Annotated in this window: 17 protein-coding genes and 2 pseudogenes; 15 read left to right on the plus strand and 4 right to left on the minus strand. The window is 63.8% G+C overall.

The genetic code is table 11. The features are described 5' to 3' along the window. Positions 1 to 28: 28 nt before the first annotated feature. The gene (locus tag Q0687_RS34800; RefSeq protein WP_298887292.1) at positions 29 to 1,165 is read right to left on the minus strand and encodes an MFS transporter; all 1,137 of its coding nucleotides are present in this window, start codon (positions 1,163 to 1,165) and stop codon (positions 29 to 31) included. 646 nt (positions 1,166 to 1,811) lie between these two features. Between Q0687_RS34800 and Q0687_RS34805 the strand changes: the two genes are divergently transcribed. The 7 genes and pseudogenes from Q0687_RS34805 (at position 1,812) to Q0687_RS34835 (ending at position 9,904) form a co-directional block, all read left to right on the plus strand. After that, positions 1,812 to 2,744, plus strand: a complete 933-nt coding sequence (locus Q0687_RS34805) for an N-carbamoyl-D-amino-acid hydrolase (RefSeq protein WP_298887295.1) — start codon at positions 1,812 to 1,814, stop codon at positions 2,742 to 2,744. Positions 2,745 to 2,804: 60 nt separating this feature from the next. Beyond that, positions 2,805 to 4,275: pseudogene (hydA, locus tag Q0687_RS34810) on the plus strand (dihydropyrimidinase). Positions 4,276 to 4,434: 159 nt separating this feature from the next. Next, the gene (locus tag Q0687_RS34815) at positions 4,435 to 6,039 is read left to right on the plus strand and encodes an ABC transporter substrate-binding protein (protein WP_298887298.1); all 1,605 of its coding nucleotides are present in this window, start codon (positions 4,435 to 4,437) and stop codon (positions 6,037 to 6,039) included. Positions 6,040 to 6,056: 17 nt separating this feature from the next. After that, complete coding sequence (locus tag Q0687_RS34820; protein ID WP_298887301.1) at positions 6,057 to 6,998, plus strand: ABC transporter permease; 942 nt, start codon at positions 6,057 to 6,059, stop codon at positions 6,996 to 6,998. After that, positions 6,995 to 7,918: an ABC transporter permease gene (locus Q0687_RS34825; RefSeq protein WP_298887304.1), complete on the plus strand. Its 924-nt coding sequence runs from the start codon at positions 6,995 to 6,997 to the stop codon at positions 7,916 to 7,918. Before Q0687_RS34820 ends, Q0687_RS34825 begins: the two co-directional genes overlap by 4 nt. Before the next feature lie 19 nt (positions 7,919 to 7,937). Beyond that, positions 7,938 to 8,927, plus strand: coding sequence for an ABC transporter ATP-binding protein (locus Q0687_RS34830; RefSeq protein ID WP_298887307.1), 990 nt, complete (start codon positions 7,938 to 7,940; stop codon positions 8,925 to 8,927). Next, positions 8,924 to 9,904, plus strand: coding sequence for a dipeptide ABC transporter ATP-binding protein (locus tag Q0687_RS34835; protein ID WP_298887310.1), 981 nt, complete (start codon positions 8,924 to 8,926; stop codon positions 9,902 to 9,904). The genes Q0687_RS34830 and Q0687_RS34835 overlap by 4 nt, the downstream gene beginning before the upstream one ends. Before the next feature lie 140 nt (positions 9,905 to 10,044). Here Q0687_RS34835 and Q0687_RS34840 read toward each other — a convergent pair. The 3 genes and pseudogenes from Q0687_RS34840 to Q0687_RS34850 form a co-directional block, all read right to left on the minus strand. Further along, positions 10,045 to 10,509, minus strand: a pseudogene (locus Q0687_RS34840) (AraC family transcriptional regulator); the annotation flags it as partial. 285 nt (positions 10,510 to 10,794) lie between these two features. Next, positions 10,795 to 11,502: a hypothetical protein gene (locus Q0687_RS34845; protein WP_298887313.1), complete on the minus strand. Its 708-nt coding sequence runs from the start codon at positions 11,500 to 11,502 to the stop codon at positions 10,795 to 10,797. Between the two features lie 117 nt (positions 11,503 to 11,619). Further along, positions 11,620 to 14,457: a winged helix-turn-helix domain-containing protein gene (locus tag Q0687_RS34850; RefSeq protein WP_298887315.1), complete on the minus strand. Its 2,838-nt coding sequence runs from the start codon at positions 14,455 to 14,457 to the stop codon at positions 11,620 to 11,622. 335 nt (positions 14,458 to 14,792) lie between these two features. On the opposite strand from Q0687_RS34850, the gene Q0687_RS34855 reads away from it, so the two are divergent. From Q0687_RS34855 to Q0687_RS34890, 8 genes are all read left to right on the plus strand, one after another. After that, positions 14,793 to 15,464, plus strand: coding sequence for a sensor histidine kinase (locus Q0687_RS34855; RefSeq protein WP_298887318.1), 672 nt, complete (start codon positions 14,793 to 14,795; stop codon positions 15,462 to 15,464). 135 nt (positions 15,465 to 15,599) lie between these two features. Then, positions 15,600 to 16,289 (plus strand): VOC family protein, encoded by a 690-nt coding sequence (locus tag Q0687_RS34860; RefSeq protein ID WP_298887321.1) that lies wholly within the window; start codon positions 15,600 to 15,602, stop codon positions 16,287 to 16,289. A 264-nt stretch (positions 16,290 to 16,553) separates the two neighbouring features. Then, positions 16,554 to 17,867 carry an epoxide hydrolase family protein gene (locus Q0687_RS34865; protein WP_298887324.1) on the plus strand — a complete coding sequence of 438 codons (1,314 nt, stop codon included), beginning with the start codon at positions 16,554 to 16,556 and terminating at the stop codon, positions 17,865 to 17,867. A 67-nt stretch (positions 17,868 to 17,934) separates the two neighbouring features. Beyond that, complete coding sequence (locus Q0687_RS34870) at positions 17,935 to 18,783, plus strand: enoyl-CoA hydratase/isomerase family protein (RefSeq protein WP_298887327.1); 849 nt, start codon at positions 17,935 to 17,937, stop codon at positions 18,781 to 18,783. Positions 18,784 to 18,896: 113 nt separating this feature from the next. Next, on the plus strand, positions 18,897 to 19,319 hold the full coding sequence (locus tag Q0687_RS34875; RefSeq protein WP_298887330.1) for an OsmC family protein: 423 nt from the start codon (positions 18,897 to 18,899) through the stop codon (positions 19,317 to 19,319). 21 nt (positions 19,320 to 19,340) lie between these two features. Next, entirely contained in the window at positions 19,341 to 19,775 is a 435-nt protein-coding gene (locus Q0687_RS34880; RefSeq protein ID WP_298887333.1) for a cupin domain-containing protein, read from the plus strand. Positions 19,776 to 19,811: 36 nt separating this feature from the next. Then, positions 19,812 to 20,327 carry a peptide-methionine (S)-S-oxide reductase MsrA gene (msrA, locus tag Q0687_RS34885; RefSeq protein WP_298887336.1) on the plus strand — a complete coding sequence of 172 codons (516 nt, stop codon included), beginning with the start codon at positions 19,812 to 19,814 and terminating at the stop codon, positions 20,325 to 20,327. A gap of 2 nt (positions 20,328 to 20,329) precedes the next feature. After that, positions 20,330 to 20,623, plus strand: coding sequence for a DUF1330 domain-containing protein (locus Q0687_RS34890; RefSeq protein WP_298887338.1), 294 nt, complete (start codon positions 20,330 to 20,332; stop codon positions 20,621 to 20,623). Positions 20,624 to 20,773 lie beyond the last annotated feature (150 nt).

Genomic DNA, 20,773 nt, shown 5'->3' on the forward strand with positions numbered 1-20,773 from the left:
GCGCGTCACGGCTGGCCGTGGCGCGCCTTTATATTTTTCTGGTCACGGCGCGCGCCGACAGCGTGACGACGCACATCAGCGCGGCGAGCATCCAGAATGCCGCCGGCAATCCGACGGCATGGGCGACGAACCCGACGCCGGCGGGGCCAACCAGAACACCGGCATAGCCGGCGGTGGTGATCGATGCCACCGCAAGCCCGGTGGGCATGGCAGTCTGCTTCGCGGCGCCGCGGAACAGCACCGGCACGAGGTTGGACGCGCCGAGGCCGATCAGCAGGAAGCCGGCGATGGCAATGGCCGCGCTGGGCGCGAGCAGCAGCACAGCAAACCCTCCGATCGCAAGCAGGCTGCCCCCGATCAGTGTTGCCCGATCGCCGATCCGTGCAACGACGGCATCGCCGCCAAGCCGGCCCGTGGTCATCGCGATCGAGAACACGATGTAGCCGATCCCGCCGCGTGCCTCGCTGACGAGGCCTGCGCCGATGACGAGGAGCGCGCCCCAGTCGAGCATCGCGCCTTCGATCAGGAAGGTGACGGCCGCCAGCAGCGCCAGCAGCAGCACGATGCCGTGCGGCAGCACGAACAGCGGTCCCTCCTGCGCCTGTGCCCTTCGCAGCAGGCGCGGTGCGGCAAGCGCCATCGCGATCAGCATCAGCACGGAGCAGATCAGGGCGCTTCCGAGCGGCCCCAGATGAAGCGACAGCAGCGCCGTCATCACCGCGGCGCCAGCGAACCCGCCAATGCTGAAGAGCGCATGAAAGCCCGACATCAACGGTTGTCCCGCCGCGCGTTCGACCTCGACGGCGTGGATGTTCATGGCGACATCGATCGAGCCGAGCGCAGCTCCGAATGCGAGCAGCGTCAGCGCCAATGCCACGGACGTGCCGGCGACGACCAGCAGCGGCAGGATCAGCGCAAGGCCGACCCCGCCCGCGATGATGATCGGCTTGGTGCCGTAACGAGCGCTCAAGATGCCGGTTGCGAGCATCGCGACCACTGAACCGATGCCGAGGCTGAGCAACAGCAGGCCGAGGACGGCGTCGCCGACCGCTAGCCGCTCCTTCGCGAACGGAACCAGCGGCGCCCAGCACGCAAGCCCAAATCCGGCGACCAGGAACGAGAGGCGCGTGGCGAGCCGCGTCGCCGGCCGGTCGGCTGAGGTCATCGATGAAAACTCCGGGGAGGGACTCGCGCGGTCGCGGGGGAGGGGGGTGCTTAGATCATCAACCGGGAGCGAGTACTAGAGTTCCGCCGTCGCAGCGAGTTGACGAATTGTATCATTTTGATGTCGTTCCGCGCCCTGTCGCTGCGAGCGTCAGGCCGCATCGCGCGCTCAAAATATTCCAATTTACCGAAATTCGGATTTGCCGTTTATGTCGCCCATCCCGATCCATCCAAAGATCAGTGGTCGTAACTCTGCGAAGCATTTTGGCGATGGGGCGTAGAACGGGAGAGCCGAGCTGACCGTTGTGCATAGCTGGTAGGCATCCGATCGCCTCGCACGGCCGCTTGACGCCTGCAAATTAGACAGAAGATGTCAAGGACTCCGATTGCAGTGCAGCGGATGTCACACGATTTGCGCGGGCAAAGCCGTGGTGCGCCGCACGTTTTTGGCGTGTGTGATCCGCATTCGCGTGCCCACTTCGCGGGCAATATGACCGCCGGGCTGGAGGGACGATGTGACAGAACGGCATGAAAGCTGCTTGGCTGAAAAAACGCCGCGGCCACGTTATGCTGCGCGCCGGCCCGCCGTTGAAGCTGCGATCGCCAGCCTCGCCAAGAAAAGTCGTCAAGAAATCAGGACATCGCTGATGCGTATCGTCACCGTCGCCGCCGCCCAGATGGGCCCGATTCAAAAGGCCGACAGCCGCGAAGACGTGGTCAGGCGCATGATCGCCTTGATGGACGAGGCAAAAGCAAAGGGCGCTGATCTCATCGTCTATCCGGAACTGGCGCTCACGACGTTCTTCCCGCGCTGGTACGTCGAGGACCGCGCCGAGTTCGACAACTGGTTCGAACGCGAGATGCCTGGTACGGCGACCAGGCCGCTGTTCGAGCGCGCAGCGCAGCACAGAATCGCGATGAATTTCGGCTATGCCGAGCTGACGCCCGACGGCCATCACTTCAATACGGCTGTTCTTACCGACAAATCCGGCAGGATCGTCGGCAAATATCGCAAGGTCCATTTGCCCGGCCATGTGGAATTCGAATCCCATCGCTCGCACCAGCATCTGGAGAAGCGCTATTTCGAGCCGGGCGATCTCGGCTTCAACGTCTGGCGCGAACTCGGCGGCGTCATCGGCATGGCCATCTGCAACGATCGCCGCTGGCCCGAGACCTATCGCGTCATGGGCCTGCAGGGCGTCGAGATGGTGCTGATCGGCTACAACACGCCTTCGGTGAATGCGGAGCGAAGCGAGGAGGGGCTCGAGAAGCGCCTATTCCACAACCGCCTCTCGGTGCAGGCGGGCGCCTACCAGAATGCGACCTGGGTGGTCGCGGTCGCCAAGGCCGGCATTGAGGACGGGCACGCGCTGTTTGGCGGCAGCCTGATCGTCGATCCCAATGGCGAGATCGTCGCGGAAGCCAAAACGGAAGAGGACGAGCTTCTGGTTCATGCCTGCGATCTCGATGCGACCGTCTTCGGCAAGACCACGATCTTCAATTTCGCGCAGCACCGCCGCATCGAGCATTACGGACTGATCACCAGCCGCACCGGCGCGGTGCCGCCGCCGGCGAAGTGACGCCGACGCTCTTCCCGCAAGCTGGCGATCACTCAACTCAGGCATATCATGGAGTGCCTCATGACAGAACCGACCTACGACCTCATCATCCGCGGCGGTCGCGTCGCCACCACGACAGACGTGTTCGAGGCCGACATTGCCATCTCCGGCGAGACCATCGCCGCCATCGGCCGCGGACTTCCGCCTGCCAAGCGCGAGATCGACGCGCGTGGCAAGCTGGTGCTGCCCGGGCGGCGTCGACAGCCACGCCCATATCGAGCAGCTGTCCGCGGCCGGCATCATGAATGCCGACACGTTCGAGAGCGCGACCGTGTCGGCGGCTTTTGGCGGCACCACCACGGTCATCCCGTTCGCGGCCCAGCACGTCGGGATGAAACTGCCGCAAGTGGTGGAGGACTATCACGCGCTCGCCAGGAAGGGCGCCGTGATCGACTACGCCTTTCACATGATCATCGCGGACGCGACCAGAGAGACGGTCGAGGAGCACATTCCGGCACTGGTGAAGCAGGGCCATGCCTCGATCAAGATCTTCATGACCTATGACCGGCTCAAGGTCGATGACGAGCCACTGCTCGACATTCTCCTGGCCGCGCGCCAGTCCGGCGCGATGCTGTGTGCGCACGCGGAGAACCACGGCATCATTGCCTGGATGGTGAAGCGCCTGCTCGCGCGCGGCTACACGATGCCGAAATACCATGCCGTCAGCCACGCCCGCGTGTCAGAGGCGGAAGCCTTCACCCGGCTGATCGGCATGGCGGCGCTGATCGACCAGCCGATCATGATCTTTCATGTCTCGACCGCCGAAGGGGCCAAGGTGATCCGCGACGCGCGCGGGCAGGGGCTGAAAGTGTTTGCGGAAACGTGCCCGCAATATCTGTTCCTCACCGCCAACGATCTCGACAAGCCCGGCGCGGAAGGCGCGAAGTGGATGTGCAGCCCGCCGCCGCGCACGCATGCGGATCAGGAAGCGCTGTGGCAGTCGCTGTCGCTCGGCGATCTCCAGACCATTTCCTCGGACCATGCGCCATATCGCTTTGATGAGACCGGCAAGCTGCGTGCCGGCCCGAGCCCGAACTTCAAGCAGGTCGCCAACGGCCTTCCGGGACTCGAGCTGCGGTTGCCACTTCTGTTCGACGCGATGGTCTCGAAGGGGAGGCTCGGTCTCGAAAAGTTCGTCGAGCTGACCGCGACGGCGCCGGCAAGGATCTACAATCTGCATCCGCGCAAGGGCTCGATCGCTGTCGGTGCCGATGCCGATATCGCGATCTGGGATCCCGATCGCGAGACGGTCATAGCCGACGAGATGATGCACGATCTCGCCGGCTACACGCCGTTTGCAGGACGTAAGCTGAAGGGCTGGCCGGTGTCGGTGCTGTCGCGCGGCCGGCTGATCATCGACGGCGACAAGTGCCTTGCGTCCGCGGGCAGCGGCAAGTTTCTCGCGCGCAGCGGCGGCGCTGCCGCGAAGCCGACCGGCCGGCTCGTCGCGGATATGGACCCAGAACAGAATTTCGGCGCAAAACTGCTGTGATCGCGGCCGGGCGCGAGATGAAGATCCCCGTCCGTGGCCAATAAACTCTCGCCGGCGAAGGGGCAGTTGCTGGCATACCATTTGCAAGCCAATGAGCTCTGTTTCACCTGCCTTTGGCCAATGAATGGCCGGCATCACGGCATGACTGGAGAGGACTTTATGGATCGCAGGACCGTATTGAAGGGACTGGCCGGCGCGAGCGGTCTGGCGTTGACCGGTGGCCTCTCGGCCCCGGCGATCGCGCAAGGCTCGGCAGCCCGCACCCTGCGTTTCGTGCCGCAGGCCAATCTCGCCAATTTCGACCCCATCTGGGGCACCCAATACGTCGTGCGCAATGCGGCGGCCCTGGTCTGGGATACGCTCTACGGCGTCGATTCATCACTCACGCCGCAACGCCAGATGGTCGAGTCCGAGGAAGTGACCGACGACGGCATGACCTGGACGTTCAAGCTGCGTTCGGGCCTGAAATTCCATGACGGCGAGCCCGTGCTGAGCAAGGACGTCGTCGCGAGCCTCAATCGCTGGGCGGCGCGCGATCCCATGGGCCTGATGCTCAAGGCGATCCAGCAGGAGCTCACGGCCGTCGACGACCGCACCTTCAAATGGGTCTTGAAGCAACCCTTTCCGAAGATGCTCTATGCGCTCGCCAAGAACAATTCGCCTTGCGCCTTCATCATGCCGGAGCGCATCGCGCAAACCGATCCGTTCAAGCAGATCTCGGATTATGTCGGCTCCGGCCCGATGAAATTCGTGACGGGCGAGTGGGTGCCGGGCGCGAAGGCGGTGTTCGAAAAATTCGCCGACTATGCGCCGCGGCAGGAGAAGGCGTCCTGGCTGGCGGGCGGCAAGCAGATCCTGATCGATCGCATCGAGTGGGTGATCATGCCGGATCCGGCGACCGCGGCGGCGGCGTTGCAGAATGGCGAGATCGACTGGTGGGAGAACCCGATCGCCGATCTCGTTCCGGTGCTGAAGAAGAACAAGAACATCAATGTCGATATCGGCGATCCCCTCGGCAATATCGGCTCCTTCCGCATGAACTTCCTGTATCCGCCCTTCAATGACGTGCGCGCGCGGCGCGCAGTGCTGATGGCGATGAGCCAGGAAGACTACATGCGCGCGCTCGTTGGCGACGACGATTCGCTGTGGAAGCCGCTGCCCAGCTTCTTCACGCCTGATACGCCGCTCTACACCGAGATGGGTGGCGAGATCCTGAAGGGCAAGCGTGATCTTGATGCCGCCAAGAAGCTGCTTGCGGAGAGCGGATATTCCGGTCAGCCGGTGACGTGTCTCGTCGCGCAGGACCAGCCGATCACCAAGGCAATGGGCGACGTGACCGCCGATCTCTTGAAGAAGCTCGGCATGAATGTCGACTTCGTGGCGACGGATTGGGGCACGGTCGGCGCGCGCCGCGCACTGAAGACGCCGCCGGGCCAGGGCGGCTGGAACATGTTCCACACCTGGCATGCCGGCGCGGACTGCATCAACCCCGCGCCCTACACCGCCATTCGTGCCAACGGCGACAAGGCCTGGTTCGGCTGGCCGACCAGCGCCGGCACGGAAAAGGAGGTCACCTCCTGGTTCGACGCCAAGAACCTCGACGAAGAGAAGGCCGCGATCGGCCGTCTCAACAAGGCGGCGATGGACGACGTCGTCTACGCGCCGACCGGCTTCTTCCTGAGCTACACCGCGTGGCGCAAGAACGTCTCCGGTGTCACCAAGGGCCCGCTGCCGTTCTTCTGGGGCGTGTCGAAGACCGCATGATTCTGCGCTGAGGCCAGATGCTCTCCTACATCCTCCGGCGCATCGTCGCCACCTTGCCGGTGATGGCGATTGTCGCATTGTTCGTGTTCAGCCTGCTCTACATCGCGCCGGGTGATCCGGCCGTGGTGATCGCGGGCGACCAGGCGAGCCCGGAGGATGTGGAGCGGATCCGCCAAGGCCTCGGCCTCGATCGGCCGTTCCTGATCCAGTTCGGAAGCTGGGTCTGGCGTCTCATGCATGGGGATCTCGGCACCTCGATCTTCACCAATCTGCCGGTGTCGACGCTGATCGGGCAGCGTCTCGGGCCGACGCTGTCGCTGATGGCGATCGCGCTGCTGCTCACGATCGTCGTCGCGGTGCCGCTCGGCGTCGTCGCGGCCTGGAAGGCCGGCAGCTTCATCGATCGGGCTATCATGGGCTTTGCCGTATTCGGCTTCTCGCTGCCTGTCTTCGTGGTCGGCTACGTCCTCGCCTATGTCTTCGCGCTGCAGCTCGAATGGCTTCCGGTGCAGGGCTATACGCCGCTCAACCAGGGCTTCTGGCCGTGGCTGCAGAATTTGATCCTGCCGTCGATCGCGCTCGGCTGCGTCTATATCGCACTGGTCGCGCGCATCACCCGTGTCGCCATGCTCGAAGTCCTGCAGCAGGACTATATCCGCACCGCCAAGGCAAAGGGCCTCGGGCAGGGCGGCATCCTGTTCATTCACGCGCTGAAGAACGCGGCGGTGCCGATCGTCACCGTGATCGGCATCGGCATCGCGCTTTTGGTCGGCGGCGCGGTCGTCACCGAGAGCGTGTTCGCGATTCCCGGCCTCGGCCGTCTCACCATTGATGCGATCCTGCGCCGCGACTATCCCGTGATCCAGGGCATCGTGCTGCTGTTCAGCTTCGTCTACGTCCTCGTCAATCTGATGATCGACGTCACCTACACGCTCGTTGACCCGAGGATCCGCTATTGACCGACACGACCGTCAGTCCTCAAGCCCTGCCGGCCGGCCTGGTCGTCGCACCGCTTCTGCCTGAAATCCTTCGGCCGGTCACGATCCGCCGTGGCTTCATCGGGTTCTTGCGCAGCCATCCGACCGTCGCGATCGGCGGCGTGTTGCTGCTGATGCTGGTCCTGATCGCGATTCTTGCGCCTTATCTCTGGACTGTCGACCCGACGGCGCTTGCGCCCGCCAAGCGCACGAGGGCGCCCTCGGCGGCCTTCTGGTTCGGCACCGACGCGCTGGGCCGCGATGTCTATTCACGCGTTCTGTTCGGCGCACGGGTCTCGCTGACGGTCGGTCTGTCGGTCGCGACCTTCGCCTCCGCGGCCGGCCTCGCCATCGGCATGGTCTCGGGCTTCGTCCGCTGGGCCGACGGCATCCTGATGCGCTTCATGGATGGCTTGATGTCGATCCCGCCGATCCTGCTCGCGATTGCGCTGATGGCACTGACGCGCGGCAGCGTAGGCAACGTCATCCTGGCCATCACCATCGCCGAGATTCCGCGCGTCTCGCGCCTGGTCCGCAGCGTGGTGCTGTCGCTGCGGGAGCAGCCTTATGTGGACGCCGCGGTCGCATGCGGCACGCGCACGCCGATGATCATCCTGCGCCACATCCTGCCCAACACGGTCGCGCCGATGCTGGTCCAGGCAACCTATATCTGCGCCAGCGCCATGATCACAGAGGCGATCCTGTCCTTCATTGGTGCCGGCACGCCGCCGACCATTCCGTCCTGGGGCAACATCATGGCTGAGGGCCGCGCACTGTGGCAGGTCAAGCCCTACATCGTGTTCTTCCCGGCGGCCTTTCTTTCGATCACCGTGCTCGCCGTGAACCTGCTCGGCGATGGCCTTCGCGATGCGCTCGATCCGCGCATGGCCAAGCGTCTTTGATGGACCGGGGCTGATCGCGATGGCGTTGCTCGAAGTCGAAAATCTCCAGACCCACTTCCGCACCCCCAGTGGCATCAACCGTGCGGTGGACGGGGTGTCCTTCCATGTCAATGAGGGCGAGACGCTTGCCATCGTCGGCGAGTCCGGCTGCGGCAAGTCGGTCACCTCGATGTCTATGATGCGGCTGATCCCGGAGCCGCCGGGCAGGATCGCGGGCGCCATCCGCTTCGCAGGGCGAGATCTCCTGAAAATGTCCGATCGCGAGATGCGCGCCATCCGCGGCAACGACATCGCGATGATCTTCCAGGAGCCGATGACGAGTCTCAATCCGGTGCTGACCGTCGGCCGCCAGATCCGCGAGACGCTGATGATTCATCAGGGGCTGGACAAGCAGGCCGCCGAGGCGCACGCCATCGAGATGCTGACGCTGGTCGGCATTCCCGAGCCGAAGCGGCGCGTGCGTGAATATCCGCACCAGCTCTCCGGCGGCATGCGCCAGCGCGTGATGATCGCGATTGCGCTCGCCTGCAATCCCAAGCTCCTGATCGCGGACGAGCCGACCACGGCGCTCGACGTCACCATCCAGGCGCAGATCCTCAAGCTGATGCTCGATCTGAAACGACGTGTCGGTGCCGCAATCATCCTGATCACCCACGATCTGGGCGTCGTCGCCGAGATCGCCGAGCGTGTCATGGTGATGTATGCCGGCCGCAAGGTCGAGGAGGGGCCGGTCGCCGAGTTGTTTCGTTCGCCGCGCCATCCCTATACGCAGGGATTGCTGGGCGCGGTGCCGAAGCTGGGCTCCTCGATCGCGGGCACGGCGACGCGGCTCGCCGAAATTCCAGGGCAGGTGCCTGATTTGCGCAAGTCGATCACCGGCTGCGTCTTCGCAGGCCGTTGCGCACTCGCGACTGATCTCTGCCGTCAGTACGCACCCGGCCTCGAAGAGAAGGGGCCGCGCCATATCGCGGCCTGCCACTACGCTGCCAAGGGAGCCGTCGCGGCATGAGTGTCCCGCTCCTCCAGGTCAACGACCTCAAGAAGCACTTCCCGGTGAACAAGGGGCTGTTCGGGCGGCAAACCGAATGGGTCTACGCCGTCGACGGCGTGTCGTTCGAGATCGCGAAGGGCGAGACGCTGTCGCTGGTCGGCGAATCCGGCTGCGGCAAGTCGACGGTTGGCCGCGCGATCCTGCGGCTGTTCGACGTGACCTCAGGCCAGGTCGTGCTCGATGGCCAGCGTATCGACGACGCGCATCCGAGCACGATGCGTCAGCTGCGTCAGCGCATTCAGGTGGTGTTCCAGGACCCGTTCTCGAGCCTCAATCCGCGCATGCGGGTGCGCGACATCCTGGCCGAGCCAATCCGCAATTTCGGCCTCGCCAAATCGGCCATCGATCTCGAGACGCGCGTGACTGCCCTGATGGACATTGTGCGTTTGCCGCGCGAAGCGCTCAACCGCCGGCCGCACGAATTCTCCGGTGGCCAGCGTCAGCGTATCGGCATCGCCAGGGCGCTCGCGGCCGAGCCTGAGCTGATCGTCTGTGACGAGGCGGTCTCGGCGCTCGACGTTTCGGTCAAGGCGCAGATCGTCAACCTGCTGCAGGATCTGCAGCGCGAGTTCGGGCTGGCACTGCTGTTCATCAGCCACGATCTCGCCATCGTCGAGCACATGACCCACCGCGTCGCGGTGATGTATCTCGGCAAGATCGTCGAAGTGGCGCCGCGTCGACAGATCTTTGCCGCGCCGAGACACCCCTATACCAAAGCGTTGCTCTCCGCCGTGCCGCTGCCGGAGCCCGGGGCCAAGCGCGATCCAATCATCCTCGGCGGTGACGTGCCAAGTCCGATCAATCCTCCGAAAGGCTGCCGCTTCCATACCCGCTGCCCCTACGTCTTCGACCGTTGCCGGACCGAAGAGCCGCAGCTTCGTTCGGAAGGCGAGCAATGGGTGGCCTGCCATCTGGATGCGCTGCCGGCAGCATAGAACGGCTTCGTGATGCTGAAACGCGCATGAAAAAGGGGCCGCCCTGTGGGGGAAGGGCGGCCCCAAGACGCTCGTCAGCCCGGGAGGAGGAGGCGCGAGCCGGCGCAGGCAGGGCACCTACGCGAAAAGGCTTGTCGATGTCATGCAGCAGTGCTCGCGATGTGGTCCTGATCCCATGATGGACGTCGTCGTGGCAGTGCTTCAACGTCAAGCCGGCGGTTCTTGCTGGCCGCACGCCAGCGCGCCGGCGTCTCGCCGCTGATGCGCTTGAAGACGGTCGAAAAGTGCGCCTGAGTGCTGAAGCCGACTGCAAGAGCGATATCGGCCAAGGCTCTCTCTGATGTCGTCAACAGCGACTTCGCCTGCTCGATGCGATGATGAAGCAGATATTCGCGCGGACGATATCCGGTCGCTGCACGGAACTGCGCGGCGAAATGCATCCTGGAAAGGCCTGCGACGCCGGCGAGCTCGGACAGGCTGATTCCGCGCTCGAAATGAGCGGCGATATGTTGTTCGACGCGCCGCAGCCGCCATTTCGGCAGAGCATTGACCTTGGCGCGCGGCAATTCGGGCCGGGTCAGATGGATCACGAGTTCCCGGTCGATCGCCTCAACCGCACGAGGCGCTTCGTGAGTTCCCGGACCGGCCGGAAGATTGATCCGGGCATGAGCCCTGTGCAATTCGATGAGCATCGCCTGTTCCTTCTCAGCTTCGCGGTCGTTCACCAGGACCGGTGGACACGCATCCTCGGTATGCTGAAAGAATAAGCTTGGGCAGGCTCGGACGCTCGTTAGGGGTGATTAGGATCTGTTAGATTGTGTGGGGTGGATCGGATGCCGCGACAGGCCGCAGCGGCTTCAACTTGAATCAATGTATCAAGGGCTTGTCGGTTACTCGAAGACGGCATCGAAGATCTCGACGTCGATCAGAACGGGTTTGGCGATCACCGCTGCATCCGGCTGTCGCGTCAACGTACGCCGGAGGGTCGGCACCACGATGCCGCCGAAATTCTCGTGGGCCCACGAATAGTGCGCGACATGGGCGCCCAGGAGATCGTGGTCGGTTCGTCGCTGCAAAGCGTTCTCGTCGAAATAGAAGACCTGTTCGGATGCAAGGTTGATCAGGCTCGACGGCAATTGCGCGCGAAGGCATCGCCACGTCTCGCTGTTCTCCTGCCATGGCGGCAATTCCTCCACCACGACGTCGGGACGGGCGAGGAGGAACGGGGTCGTGAGATAATTCCAGATCTGGACGCCGCAGAAGAAGACCAGATGCAGTTCGTCCGCGAGCGCATGTGTGCCATTGGTCGGGAAAGCAAGGCTCGGGCTTCGCCAGGTCCGCAGCACCTCGCCATCCAGGCTCTCGATCGTGATCGCGTCCGCCTGAAAGGCGCCGCACTGCTCGCCCCCGGTGATTCCGGTGAAGCGGACCGATTGTGTGCGCGTCGATCCCTCCGCGGTCACATCCTTGAATTCGCGGGCATGGCCGGCGTCGGAAAACAGGCTACCGCCGACCGACAGATGCAGGGTGAATCGGCTCAGGCCGTTCCAGCGGGCCATTCCCCCGCAGGCGTCGATCGCATCGTCAAGAAGGGCCATGTCTCACTGCATCCACCATGAATGGGATCACCATGGCGGGGCGCGGGCGGCTTGGCGTGTTAGAAGTTGTTAGGAGTTGCAAGAGCGAGATTTTTCGGTATCCCGTTGAAGACGCTTCTAATTCAGCGCGCTCAGCAACCCCTTGGCGGCGACAAGGTCGCGGCCCGACAGGCCTTCCTGATAGTGCGCGACGAGCGGCGCCAGCAGGGCCTTTGCATCGCCCTTTCGACCAGCCTGCAGCCAGAGGCGAGCAAGACTCATTGCCCCCCGCAACTCCCAGCCGCGCGCACATTGCCGGCGCGACAAAGCCAGCGACTGCTGGAGCCATGATTCGGCTTCCGTCGCCCTGGCGGATTGCACCAGAATGTCCGCCTTGACCCGGAGCATTTCCGGCATATCGAAGGATTCGCCGTGATCGCCGATCTGGGCGATGGCCTCATCGATCGTGTGCAACGCCTCATCCGCCTGGTTCTGGGCCGCAAGCCCCTCTGCGAGCGCCGTTGCGAACACGGTCGTCATGATCCTGTGCCGCGTGGCGTACAGGGTCGCCTGACTGCGGCGAAGATGTTCGATGCCGCCAGCGATATCACCGCGGCGGAGCAGAAGCTCTCCCTTCTGGCCGATGCCGACCGCGTGATAGGGGCCGAGAAAGTGGCGCGCGGCGTGGTCGATCAGCCGCTCGATCAAGCTCTCGGCGCTGGTCCAGTCACCGACCCACAGAAACACGTAGATTGTCCAGATCAAGGCAATGCCGAGTGTCAGCGGCTGCTCGAGCTGCTCGGCCTCCTTGACGGTGTATCGCGCTGCCTCGATGGCACGGTCGGGCCGGCCGCTGAGCCAGAGCCCCCGCGCCAAAGCGACCAGCGCGACAATGCGGTCGTCATAGCCGAGATGGCCGATATTCAGCCGCTGCGAGCCCGGATTGTCCACCATCGCGCTCTCGCAGAACTGGACGGCCTTGTCCTGGTTGCCGATGAGATGATGGGCCACCCCGAGCATCCACTCGACGTTCAGCGTGCTGGTCGGGTCGTTCAGCTTCCTGGCGACGGCCTGGCCCTGTTCGCCGGTGCCGAGCGCGCCGTGAAAATCGCCGACCCGGGTGAGATAGATGTGTAATCCGCGCAACAGCCAGAGCTGCCAGTGCAGATCATCGAGCTCTTGCGCCAATTGCAGGCTGCGCGTGAATGCGGAGCGAACCCCTTCCGTATTGCCCTGGGTGAACATCACGGACACGCCGAGGGCTGCCTGCAAGGCCATTTCCTGGCGGGGGTCGCTGGCATCTGCAGATGCCAGCGCCTGCTGGGTCCAGCTATGGCATTCCGTCAGCAATGTCAGCTCGAGGAAGAACTGTGCGGCTGACGCCGCCAGGTCCACGCCGATCGTGCAGTCGCCGCTTTCCGAGAAGCTCCATGTCAGCGCGGCTCGCACATTCGGCAGATGGTCGGCATAGGGCAGGAAGCCGCCGGCGCTCTGCATGCCCGTCGATTTCACCGAAATGTCGTGCAGGAAATCGCGGAAATAGACGGCGTGGGCACGCAAGACGCGCGCCGCTTCGCCACTCTCGGAGAGCTTGTCGCCGACGAACGCGCGGGTCGTGTCGAGAAGGCGGTATCGCAGCCGGCGTTCCGCAGGCGACGTCGTGATCAGAGATTTGGACAACAGATTGGAGATGGCTTCGATCGCCTCGGCCTCGTCGATGCCCTGACTTGCAGCGACAGCGAGTGCAGCTTCCAGCGTGAATGGTCCGACGAAGACAGACAATCCGCGCAAGGTCGCGCTTTCGGCGGCGGGCAGAAGATCGTAGCTCCAGCTCAGCGCCGCGCTCAGCGTCTGGTGCCGGGGGATAGCAGTGCGGCGTCCCCGCCACAGCAGCGAGAAGCGGCTGTCGAGCAGCGAGGCCGTGCCGGCGATGCCGTAGGCGTTGACCCGTCCGGCGGCAAGCTCGATGGCGAGCGCAATGCCGTCCAGCCGCCGGCAGATATCAGCGACGAGAGGCGCATCCTCCTCACTGAGTTCGAATTCGCTCAGGCTCTCGGCGATCCGCTCGACAAAAAGCTGGCTCGCCGGATAGGCAAGGATTTCAGCCATGCTCAGGCCGTCGCGTTGCGGCGGACAATCCAGTGGAAACAGCCGGTAGACCCGTTCGCCCTCGGTGCGGAAGGATTCCCGGCTGGTGGCGAGAATATGCAGCTCAGGGGCTTCCCGCACGATGCGCTCGGCCAGGGGAGCAAGTTCGTCGATGATGTGTTCGCAGCTGTCGAAGACCAGCAGCATCCGGCGATTGCGCAGCGACTGCAGCAGCCCCGGGATCGGGTCGCCGGAACTGACGGTCAGGCCGAGGGCCGCGGCGATCGTGCCAGCAACGAGTCGTGGGTCCGTCAGCGCACCAAAATCGACGAAGCAGACCTGACCCTCGAAACCAGCATGCTGGCCATGCGCCACGGCGAGCGCGACGGAGGTCTTGCCGATGCCGCCGGGACCGACGACGGTGACGAACCGATGCAGGGAAAGTTCGGTTGCGATCTTCTCGACCGCGTCGTCGCGGCCGATCATGTTCGCAAGGGGGGCGGGCAGGGAGCGAAGCGAAGAAGCAACCGCGCCTGTCCTGATCTCTGCAGGTGCCGCGCGGAGCAGCGGTGCCGTGAAGCAATAGCCCCGGCCAGGCACATTGACGACATAGCGGGCGCCTTCGCCGCCATCGCCCAGCGCCTTGCGCAGCGAGGTGATGTGAAAGCGCAGGCTGCCCTCATCGACGTTCACGTCGGCCCAGATCCGCTTGACCAATTCCCGCTTGTCGACGACCTCGCCGGCACGCTCGGCGAGAAAGATCAGGATGTCGAGGGCGCGGCCGCCGAGATGCAGCGGCACGCCATCCTTCTCGAGCAGCCGAGACCGGGGAAACAGCCGGAAGGCCCCGAAGGAAATGGCTGAGTCCTGGTCGTTATTATCTGGCACGCGCCGTGGTTCCAATAAGGAAAGGGCTGCTGTCTGTTGATCTACCTGAACGAGACCGTGAGTAAACCGGCCGAAAGCGGAGAAATCGAGCAACAGGCAGGGGATCGGGTAGAAAGCATCGGGATCAAACGCTGCGAATTTTGTTTAAACGCGAACGGCTTATGCGGGAAGCGGGAAGATTCAGCAAAGTGCTCCAGGCTGATGCTGTTGCCATGACCGGATGTGTCACGCGCCAGCAATCATAACACATTCTTGCAACGTCTAACGAGCGTGAGCCGCTCGTCTGGATCACTATAGCGTTCGAGTTAGGCCTATTTCCAATGGGGGAGGCTATGATGCCCGATATCAGCGCTCGGACCAACGACAGGCGCGTTCGATCACATTTCGTCGGCAATCCGGATGATGTCTCGCGTGACTGGGAACTGGTGATGCGCGAGTCTCACCATCGGATGAAAAACACGCTGACGCTGCTGGGTGCGTCAGTCCGTCGCGAATTCGCGCGGGCCGGAGGCCGGGACATGTCGGTTGCGGTGGACCGGCTGGAGCGGCGGATCGTCGCTTTCGGCAGGCTTTATCAGCTCTTGTCCGACAATGACGATCTCTCGGAGATCTCCGTTGAGGGCTTCTTCGAAAATCTCTGCGGCGCCCTTTCCGAAGCGGTGCTGGAACCGGCCGGCATCCGCTGCGAGGCTTCGATCGAGAACGGCGTGCTGCCGGCCTGGCAGTGCCACCGGCTCGCGCTGATGTTGACGGAGCTGGTTACGAATGCCGCAAAGCATGCCTTCCCGAACAAGAATGGCGCGCTGATCCGCGTCGAAGTCGTGAACCGTGAGGGCAGCTGGCTCTGCGCGGTGGCCGACAACGGCGTCGGTGCGACCGGGCCGCTTCAAGGCGCCGGCAGCCGGATCCTGCAAGGTCTGGCACGCAGCATCTCGGCCCGGATGCATGGCGAGGCCGGGCAGGGCGGCACGCGTGTCACCATCGCGATGCCGCTCACCGCAGTCTGAAGACATGGCGGCGCTCGCAATCCACCACGAAGCATAACAAGCGGTAACGAGCATTATTCCCATCGTCTGCGCGAAAGTCGTGGTGTCACAAACGGGTTCGGTGCCGAGCCCGTATCTCAATCCCGGGAGTTCGACATGACCACCGCCGAGATCAATCCTCCTGCCTCTGCCAAGCCGGCCAAATCGCGTGCCGTCGACCTCAAGCTCGAGGTTGTCGTGATTCCCGTCTCGGATCCGGATCGCGCCAAGGCATTTTATGCGGCTCTCGGCTGGAGACTGGATGCCGATTTCGCTTCTGCCGATGGCTGGCGCGTCATTCAGTTCACGCCGTCGGGCTCGGCCTGTTCGGTGATCTTCGGCAAGAACGTCACATCAGCAGCGCCCGGCTCGGCGCAAGGCCTGTACCTGATCGTCTCCGACCTCGAAGCCGCACGGCAGGATCTGCTCGCGCGTGGCGTCAAGATCAGCGAACCCTTTCATGGCGCCGGCGATGCTCACGCCGGCGCGGACGAGCCGTATCTGTTCGGCAGCATCAGGCTCAACGGCGCCGATCCAAAACGCGGCAGCTACAGCTCGTTTGCCTCCTTCAGAGATCCAGACGGCAACGGCTGGCTGTTTCAGGAAATCACGACACGGCTGCCGGGTCGCATCGAGGCGACGGACACCACCTTCACCTCGTCAAGCGAGCTTGCAGGCGCGCTGCGTCGCGCGGCAGCGGCACATGGCGAGCACGAGAAGCGGACCGGCGCGCACGACGAGAATTGGCAGGACTGGTACGCCGATTACATCGTCCGGGAACAGGCCGGCCAGCCGCTGCCGACCTGACTCTCGGCCGTCGCTTGTTGGATCGCTATTCACGGCGCGCGATTGCGTATCGCGCGCCGTGATGTCTTTGCACGGCGCATCTTGCGATTCTCATCCTTCGTCACCCTCCGATGCTGCGTCACGACAACTCGCAACGGCTAACGCGCCCTAACAATCCATAACGAGCCAATGGCCGGTCCCTGGGCCAATGTGCGGTCAGGACGAACCGATCTGTCGATCTCGAATTTCGGTCAACGTCACAGACCAGAACCAGGGAGTTGCGAAATGACAACGCAGGCTCGAGCCGACATCATGAACCCCGATCGCCGTCAATTGCTGGGCCAGGCCGCGATGATGGCTGTTGCCGCAGGCACGGCGAGCCTGTTGCCGCCAGGTCCGGCAAAGGCCGCCGCGAGCGGCGAGATCCGCCCCTTCCACGTCAGCGTGCCTGAGGAAGATCTACTTGATCTGCGCCGCCGTCTCGCCGCGACGCGGTGGCCGGATCGCGAGATTGTCGCCGATCAGTCGCAGGGGGTGCAGCTCTCGACGATCCAGCAGCTCGTTCGTCACTGGCAGGCTGAGCACGACTGGCGCAAGGTGGAGGCGCGCCTGAACGCGCTGCCGCAATTCGTCACCGAGATCGACGGCGTCGACATTCATTTCATCCACGTGCGTTCGAAGCACGACAACGCGCTGCCGATGATCGTCACACATGGCTGGCCCGGCTCGATCATCGAGCAGATGAAGATCGTCGGTCCGCTGACCGATCCCGCCGCGCACGGCGCAGCAGCCGCAGATGCCTTCCACCTCGTGATCCCTTCGCTCCCGGGATACGGCTTCTCCGGCAAGCCTGCGGCGCTTGGCTGGGATCCGCAGCGTGTTGCACGGGCCTGGGTCGTGCTCATGAAGCGGCTCGGCTACAGCCGTTACGTTGCCCAGGGCGGCGATTGGGGCAACGCGATCACGGAGCAAATGGCGCTGCTGGCGCCTCCGGGATTGCTCGGCATTCACACCAATATGCCCGCCACCGTTCCAGACGACATCGCCAAGGCACTCCAGCCCGGCGGGACAAAGCCATCGGGCCTCACGGCCGACGAGAACATTGCCTACGATCAGCTGGACGATTTCTACAAGCATGGCCTCGGCTATGCGATCGAAATGTCGAACCGGCCGCAGACGCTCTATGGCCTCGTCGATTCGCCGGCAGGTTTGGCGTCCTGGATGCTCGACCACGACAAGCAGAGCACCGCGATGATCGCGCGGGCCTTCGACGGCAAGACCGAAGGATTGTCGCCGGATGATGTCATCGACAACATCACGCTCTACTGGCTCACCAACACGGCGGTGTCCTCGGCTCGCCTGTATTGGGAGAACAAGCTGGCGTTCTTTGCGCCCAAGCACGTGAAGATCCCGGTCGCTGTCAGCGTGTTCCCGGACGAGATCTATGCCGCACCGCGCAGCTGGGCCGAGAAGGCCTATCCCAAGCTGATCCATTACAACCGGCTCGACAGGGGCGGCCACTTCGCGGCCTGGGAGCAGCCCGTGCTGTTCTGCGCGGAAGTGCGCACCGCGTTCCGCTCGCTGCGGCAATCGATTTGAGGCGGGCGGGACGCGCGTAAACCCGCGTGCGTCCCGGTCCGTCAGCAACGCATCAGGAGTGCAGACCATGAATCGTCCCGAACGGAGCTTCACGACAGGAGAGATCCGGCTGGAGCGGCGCCTGCCGACATATTGGCGCGTCACCTTCAACATGCCGCCGGTGAACATCTTTGGCCCCAAGCACCTTCCGCTGCTGGGCGACATCATCACCGCGATCGAGACCGATCCGCAGGTCAAGGTCGTTGTGTTTGACAGCGCTGTCGAGGGTTTCTTCATCACGCACTATGATTTTCTTGCGCCGCTCGAGGATTCCCTGAGCGTCCCGCCGGGACCGACCGGTCTCCAGGCATTGCCAGATATGCTGGTGCGCCTTAGCCGGGCGCCGGTGGTGTCGATTGCCGCGATCCGGGGCCGCGCGACCGGCGTCGGCAGTGAGCTCGCGCTTGCAAGTGACATGCGCTTTGCCAGCCGCGAGAAGGCGGTCCTGTCGCAATGGGAGGTCGGCGCGGGCCTCGTGCCCGGCGGCGGGCCAATGGCACGGCTGCCGCGCCTGATGGGGCGCGGCCGTGCGCTCGAGGTCCTGCTGAGCGCCGACGACATCCATGGCGATCTCGCCGAGCGCTACGGTTATGTGAACCGGTCGTTGCCGGATGCTGAGCTCGACGGCTTCGTCGACGCGCTCGCCATGCGTATTGCGACCTTCGACAAGGATGCGATTGCGAAGACCAAACGTCTCGTCGATGTCGCGAGCCTGCCGCCTGACGAGGAAATCAAGCCGGAGTGGGACGCGTTCATCGGCGCCCTCGGTCGTCCCGCCAGCCAGGCCAGGCTCAAGGCGCTGTTCGCGCGTGGTTTCCATCGCGCAGGTGACGTCGAGAATCGGCTGGGCTTCCACGTCGGGCAGATCGGCAGTTGATGGAACCGCTGCGGCGCTCGACCGGTTGGAAGGCGGCACGGCGCTAGCCGCGATGACCTTCCACCGGTGCGGAGCGCCGCTGGATGTCCTCAAAACAAGCAAGGAGAAACAGGATGATCCGCAAGGCAAGAGCAGTATGGCAGGGCACTGGCCGCGATGGCACCGGGCATCTGTCGAGCGAGTCAGGGGTGCTCGCCAATACGCCTTATTCGTTCAAGACCCGCTTCGAGAACGAGAAGGGCACCAATCCCGAGGAATTGATCGCAGCGGCGCATGCCGGTTGCTTTACGATGGCACTGGCCTTCGGCCTTCAACTCGCGGGTTTTACGCCGACCGAGCTCTCGACCGAGGCCGCCGTGACGCTCGATCCCGAAGGCAAGGGATTCAAGATCGGCAAATCGGCACTGACCTTGCGCGCCAAGGTGCCGAACCTCGACGACGCCGGCTTCGCGCGCATCGCCGGCGAGGCCGAGAAGAATTGCCCTGTATCGAAAGTCCTCAACGCGACGGTCACGCTCGACGCCAAATTGGTCTAGCCCAACCGAGGAGATGCTCCCATGGCGCGCCAGCATCAGCCAGATGAAGACAGGTTCCGGGCGATCCTGCCCGAGGATATCGACTGGAAGTCTTTTCCGGCTTTTCCGCCTGCGGCGCGGCTTGCGGTCATGGTCGGCCATCCCAACGAGCCCGGTCCCTATGTGGTCCGGGTGAGGGTGCCCGGCGGCACCAAACTGATGCCGCACAAGCATCCGGAGGATCGCATCTACACGGTCATGTCGGGCGTCTTCTACATTGGCCTCGGCGAGACCTTCGATGACGATCAGATGAAGGCCTATCCTCCGGGTAGCGTGATTGTGCTGCCCGGAGAGACCTGGCACTTCCATTGGGCCAAATCAGGCGAATATATTACGCAGGTGTCGGCGATCGGACCACTTGGCCTAGAGTATCACGACGATCACGACGATCCGCGTTTGCATGCGGCCTCGCAGTAGCGCGGGATCATCCCCACTGACCAGATGGAGCATCAAATGACGACAGAGCGCGCAGTTTTGGCCGGAGGCTGCTTCTGGGGCATGCAGGATCTCATTCGCAAGCAACCCGGCGTAGTGACTACGCGCGTCGGCTACACCGGCGGCCGGGTCAAACACGCCACCTATCGCAATCATGAAGGCCATGCCGAGGCGATCGAGATCGTCTTCGATCCCGCCAAGACCAGCTTTCGGACCATGCTGGAGTTCTTCTTCCAGATCCACGATCCCACCACGCTCGACCGCCAGGGCAATGATCTGGGGACGAGCTACCGCTCGGCGATCTTCTACACGTCAGACGAACAGAAGCGTGTCGCCGAAGACACCATCGCCGATGTCGAAGCGTCGGGCCTGTGGCCCGGCAAGGTGGTAACGGAAGTGGCGCCCGCTGGCGAATTCTGGGAGGCCGAGCCCGAGCATCAGGATTATCTCGAGCGCTATCCCGACGGCTACACCTGCCATTTCATCCGGGCCAACTGGAAGCTGCCGCGACGTGCAGCCGTAGCGGGGGGCTAGCGATGGCGAGGGGATACTGGATCACCTTCTATCGCTCGATTTCCGATCCAGAGGCGCTGGCGGCCTACGCCAAGCTGGCGGGGCCCGCGATCATCGCTCATGGTGGTCGCTTCCTCGCACGTGGCACTGCCGCCAAGGCCTACGAGCAGGGCATCGCCCAGCGCACGACGGTGACCGAATTCGATAGCCTCGCGCTTGCGGTCGCCGCTCACGACAGCCCCGCCTATGCGGAGGCGCTGAAGGCGCTCGGCAATGCGTGCGAGCGCGACGTTCGGATCGTGGAAGGACTCGACTGACGGCCGGCGTCGCGAGCCTGAGCAGAAGCGCGCCGGAGCTTGGATTGAAGACGATCGCTGAACTCCAACGAGAGAGCGGGCGCAAATGTGCGGGCCATCCTCATCGCATCGCGGGCTGCGATTGGTGTCGATCGACCGGGCAGGTAAGAC

This window comes from uncultured Bradyrhizobium sp. (assembly GCF_936928535.1).
In the GTDB taxonomy this organism is placed as follows: Bacteria; Pseudomonadota; Alphaproteobacteria; order Rhizobiales; family Xanthobacteraceae; genus Bradyrhizobium.